Origin of the sequence: Salinispora cortesiana, from assembly GCF_000484695.1 — a bacterium.
In the GTDB taxonomy this organism is placed as follows: domain Bacteria; phylum Actinomycetota; class Actinomycetes; order Mycobacteriales; family Micromonosporaceae; genus Micromonospora; species Micromonospora cortesiana.
This window is the reverse complement of record NZ_AXVR01000125.1, coordinates 1-3,798: the sequence shown is the minus strand read 5'-3', so window position 1 is coordinate 3,798 and position 3,798 is coordinate 1. Positions and strand designations below refer to the sequence as shown.

The following is a 3,798-nucleotide window of genomic DNA, read 5'->3' as shown; positions in this document are numbered from 1 at the left end:
TCCGACGCCAGCACCAAGCCCAAGCCAAGATCGGTCACTACGCCCGACAATCTCTCACCGAGCCCTGAAACGGATCTCCTGCTGGAGTACTAGAGCGGTGTCTGCGGCCATGTCGTCTATGCGCTGCAGGCCGGCCCCGACCTTCGAGAGGTGCTCGCCGGTACCGGGCACATAAGTCAGCACGTTGTCCGCGGTGTCCGGGTCACCGACCGAGACGATCACTTGGCCGTCCCCATCACTGGAAAACCCGATCAGGTACGCCGCCGGCAGGCCCATGTCGTTCAAGCGGGTGGTGATCGCGTCGATGCCCCGCAGCTTGCCAGACAACTCGCCATTCTCGTACTTAAGTCTCCTCAACTCGTCTGCCATCGCAGTCCCCGGATCCACGGCTTTCGGATAAACATCTGAAAGCTCACCCTGTTCAAGAGTTTTAAACAGGAACTCCTCTCTAGCCTTATTCTCGCTCAACTCCTGCTGGAACAGACTGCGTTCGCGCTCCAGCACCGTACGGTTGGCCACATCCCGATCAGAGATCGGAATACCGTCCATCTGCCCAACCAGATCCGGGAACTCCCGCAACACCTGCTCCTGCTGCAACGGAGTCAACGACTCCCACCACGCATGAACCTCAGCCGGACTCCGCCCCGCCTGCGCCTCCAACGCCGCACGAGAAACCCCATCCAGCCGGCCCGTCCCGAAACCCACCTGCGGCGACGGTATATTAACCGCGATGGCATTAGCCGTCGCATCATCCTGCGCCCGCGCATACTCCACCACCGTCGGCAAATACTGAAGCACCGACTCGGTAGCCCGACTGGAACGGTCCAAGCCACCAGCCATATCCGCCGACGGCGGCGGCGCCGTCGCCCCAGTCACCAGGTCCACCCGATAACCAGCCACCCGCGCCGCGGCAACAATCTCCTCCGCCTGCCGCCGCAACCCCACCATCGCGTACGCATGCTGCTCCAACACATCCGCGACCCGCCTCGCCGGGTTGTACGCGTTACTCACCTCAGCCCGCAACGTCTCGCCCTTGCCCACCGCAGCCGCGGAAGCCCGACCATCCGGCCACACATAAACAAGATCCCGGCTCCCCCGGATCAGCTGCTCAGCGGCATCGTCAATCCCCTGCGCAAGCCGACCCCACACCTGCGCCGACTCATGCCACGGATCCGGCCGAAAATCGAGCACATCCCGCAACGTCAGATCACTCACCGTGGCAACACCCCCGAGCGCCGCAAACCATCAGCACTCGCCTCATCCACGGCCCGATACTCCCGCGCCGAAGCGCTCAAATCCGCACCGAAGCCATCCAACTCCCCCGCCAGCCGACGCAGCTCCGCCAGCCACGCCCGCTCCGCACCCCGCGCCGCAACCACCGCAGCCGAACCCGGCGGCGACGACGGCGCCAACCCAGCACCAGCCGCCCGCACCGACTCCCGCAACATCGCCGCAGTCGCCTCCACCTGCGCCCCCACCCTCTTCAGGGCGTCCACATCAACCGCGAATCCCGGATGCATCAGCACCTCCCCCTCGTGCGACCCCGCACAATACCGAAGGTCCACCATCTTGGATGTAACAGCACACATCGCGACCGACCATCCAGAGTGACCATGGGTGCAAGGATTCGGTCCCGGCTCAGGGCCTGCGCTTCGCCACTCGGGTCCATCCGGTCCAGCCACGTTCGGCGAGCAACTCGGCCAGCCGGCCGACGACGGGGTGGGCGGCAAAGGAGTACGAATCCAGCAACCGGTAGAACGCCTGGTCCGGTATGATCTCGTCCTGCTGGTCCAACACCCCGCTCGCCGCCGCCTCCTCGTACTGGTCGCTCAGCAGGTCGGCGATCTCGCGCAGTAGATCGTCGTTTTCCGGCTCCACCGTGAGTCGGCTGAGGAGCTGGTAGAGCCGGCGGACCCGCGGGTCGGCGAGCTGGGCCACCTTGTCGGCGATGATCGCCGTGATCGTCTCCGGGAAGCGCGCTGCCACGAGAATCCACGCGTCGCGCTCCGCCTCGACGAGCACCGGCGGTGCGCCGATGCCCCGGAGGCGTTCCAGGTAGTCGGCCACCTCCTCGGGGACCGCCAGCGACTCGACGGAGCCCAGCTGCGCGACCCGCCGCCGGTGCTCCTGGAGGGTGCGGATCCGCGCCCGCAGCTCCCGGTCGACCTCGATCGTCGCGGCGGCGAACGTCTCGGGGTCGGCATCGAGCAGCTCCCGGACCCGGGCCAGCGGGACGCCGGCCTCGGCGAGAGTCCGGATCCGGATCAGGCGCAGCACCGCGGCGGCGTCGTAGCTCCGGTAGCCGGAGGCGTCGCGTGCCGGCTCCGGCAGAAGCCCGATCTGGTGGTAGTGCCGCACGGCGCGGATGGAAACCCCGGCGTAGGAGGCAAGCCGCCCGATCGTCAGCATGGCTACCTCCACGCCGGGCACAACGTCACCTGACCTTGCGATGGTAGACGGCCCTGGCTACGACGTACGCGACGGCGAGCAGGCCGACGCACCAGGCGAGGGCGATCCACAGGTCAGCACCGACCTGCTGCTGCGCCAACAGGCCCCGGACCGTGTCGACGATGGAGGTGGCCGGCTGGTTCTCGGCGAAGGCGCGTACCGGGCCGGGCATGCTCTCCGTGGGCACGAACGCCGAGCTGATGAACGGCAGGAAGATGAGCGGATAGGAGAAGGCGCTCGCCCCCTCCACGGACGTCGCGGTCAGCCCGGGGATTACGGCGAGCCAGGTCAGAGCCAGGGTGAACAGCAGCATGATCCCAGCGACCGCCAACCAGGCCAGCACACCCGCCCCGGAGCGGAAGCCCATCGCGAGGGCGACCAGCACCACCACCACGAGCGAGAGCAGGTTGGCGACCAGCGAGGTCAGCACGTGCGCCCAGAGTACGGCCGAGCGGGCGATCGGCATGGACTGGAACCGTTCGAAGATGCCGCCCTTCATGTCCAGGAAGAGCCGGTACGCGGTGTAAGAGATGCCCGACGCCACGGTGATGAGCAGGATGCCGGGGAGCAGATAGTTCACATAGTTATCCGAGCCGGCCTCGACCGCGCCGCCGAAGACGTAGACAAAGAGCAGCATGAGGGCGATCGGCGTGATCGCGGTCGTGATGATGGTGTCCGGGCTGCGGCCGATGTGGCGCAGGGAACGCTGTGTCAGGGCGGTGGTTTCGCTGAAGAAGTTGCCGGTCATCGGGGATCCTTAGCTGCTCGTACCGGTGAGGTGGATGCGATCGGCACGACGGTGTCGCCGCCGCCGACGATGGCCAGGAAGATGTCCTCCAGGGACGGCTGCTTCTCGACGTACTCCACGGTCGCGGGCGGGAACAGCCGCCGGAGTTCAGCGAGCGTGCCGTTGGCGATGATGCGCCCCTCGTGCAGGACCGCGATCCGGTCCGCGAGCTGCTCGGCCTCGTCCAGATACTGGGTGGTGAGCAGCACCGTCGTACCCTGGCCGGCGAGTTCCCGGACGGCCTGCCACACCTCCAGCCGCGCCTGCGGGTCCAGCCCGGTCGTCGGCTCGTCGAGGAAGATCACCGGCGGCTTCCCGACCAGACTCATCGCGAGGTCGAGGCGACGACGCATTCCACCCGAGTACGTCGCCACCCGGCGGTTCGCCGCGTCGGTGAGGGCGAAGCGGGCCAGCAGGCCATCCGCGACCCGACCCGGCTCCCGCTGCCGCCGCAGCCGGGCGACCAGCACCAGGTTTTCCCGCCCGCTGAGGACCTCGTCGACCGCGGCGAACTGCCCCGTCAGGCTGATCGACGCACGCACCTTTCCCGCCTGCGCGGCAAC

Annotated in this window: 4 protein-coding genes and 1 pseudogene; all 5 read right to left on the bottom strand. The window is 67.4% G+C overall.

Features of this window, described 5'->3' with window-relative positions; all coding sequences use genetic code 11:
• Positions 1-93: 93 nt before the first annotated feature.
• Positions 94-1,215 (bottom strand): annotated as a pseudogene (locus K228_RS0124170) (alpha/beta hydrolase); the annotation flags it as partial.
• Positions 1,212-1,526 (bottom strand): type VII secretion target, encoded by a 315-nt coding sequence (locus K228_RS0124165; RefSeq protein WP_025620684.1) that lies wholly within the window; start codon positions 1,524-1,526, stop codon positions 1,212-1,214. The gene K228_RS0124165 and the pseudogene K228_RS0124170, both read right to left, overlap by 4 nt.
• 112 nt (positions 1,527-1,638) lie before the next feature.
• Positions 1,639-2,409, bottom strand: a complete 771-nt coding sequence (locus K228_RS0124160; RefSeq protein WP_025620683.1) for a MerR family transcriptional regulator — start codon at positions 2,407-2,409, stop codon at positions 1,639-1,641.
• Between the two features lie 25 nt (positions 2,410-2,434).
• Positions 2,435-3,196, bottom strand: a complete 762-nt coding sequence (locus K228_RS0124155; protein ID WP_025620682.1) for an ABC transporter permease — start codon at positions 3,194-3,196, stop codon at positions 2,435-2,437.
• The coding region (locus K228_RS0124150) for an ABC transporter ATP-binding protein (protein WP_025620681.1) at positions 3,193-3,798 on the bottom strand (606 nt) is incomplete at its 5' end. The genes K228_RS0124155 and K228_RS0124150, both read right to left, overlap by 4 nt.

Bases quoted from the DNA above. Each gene is read 5' to 3' on its own strand.
- K228_RS0124155 (WP_025620682.1), bottom strand. From the start codon at position 3,196: ATGACCGGCAACTTCTTCAGCGAAACCACCGCCCTGACACAGCGTTCC.
- K228_RS0124160 (WP_025620683.1), bottom strand. From the start codon at position 2,409: ATGCTGACGATCGGGCGGCTTGCCTCCTACGCCGGGGTTTCCATCCGC.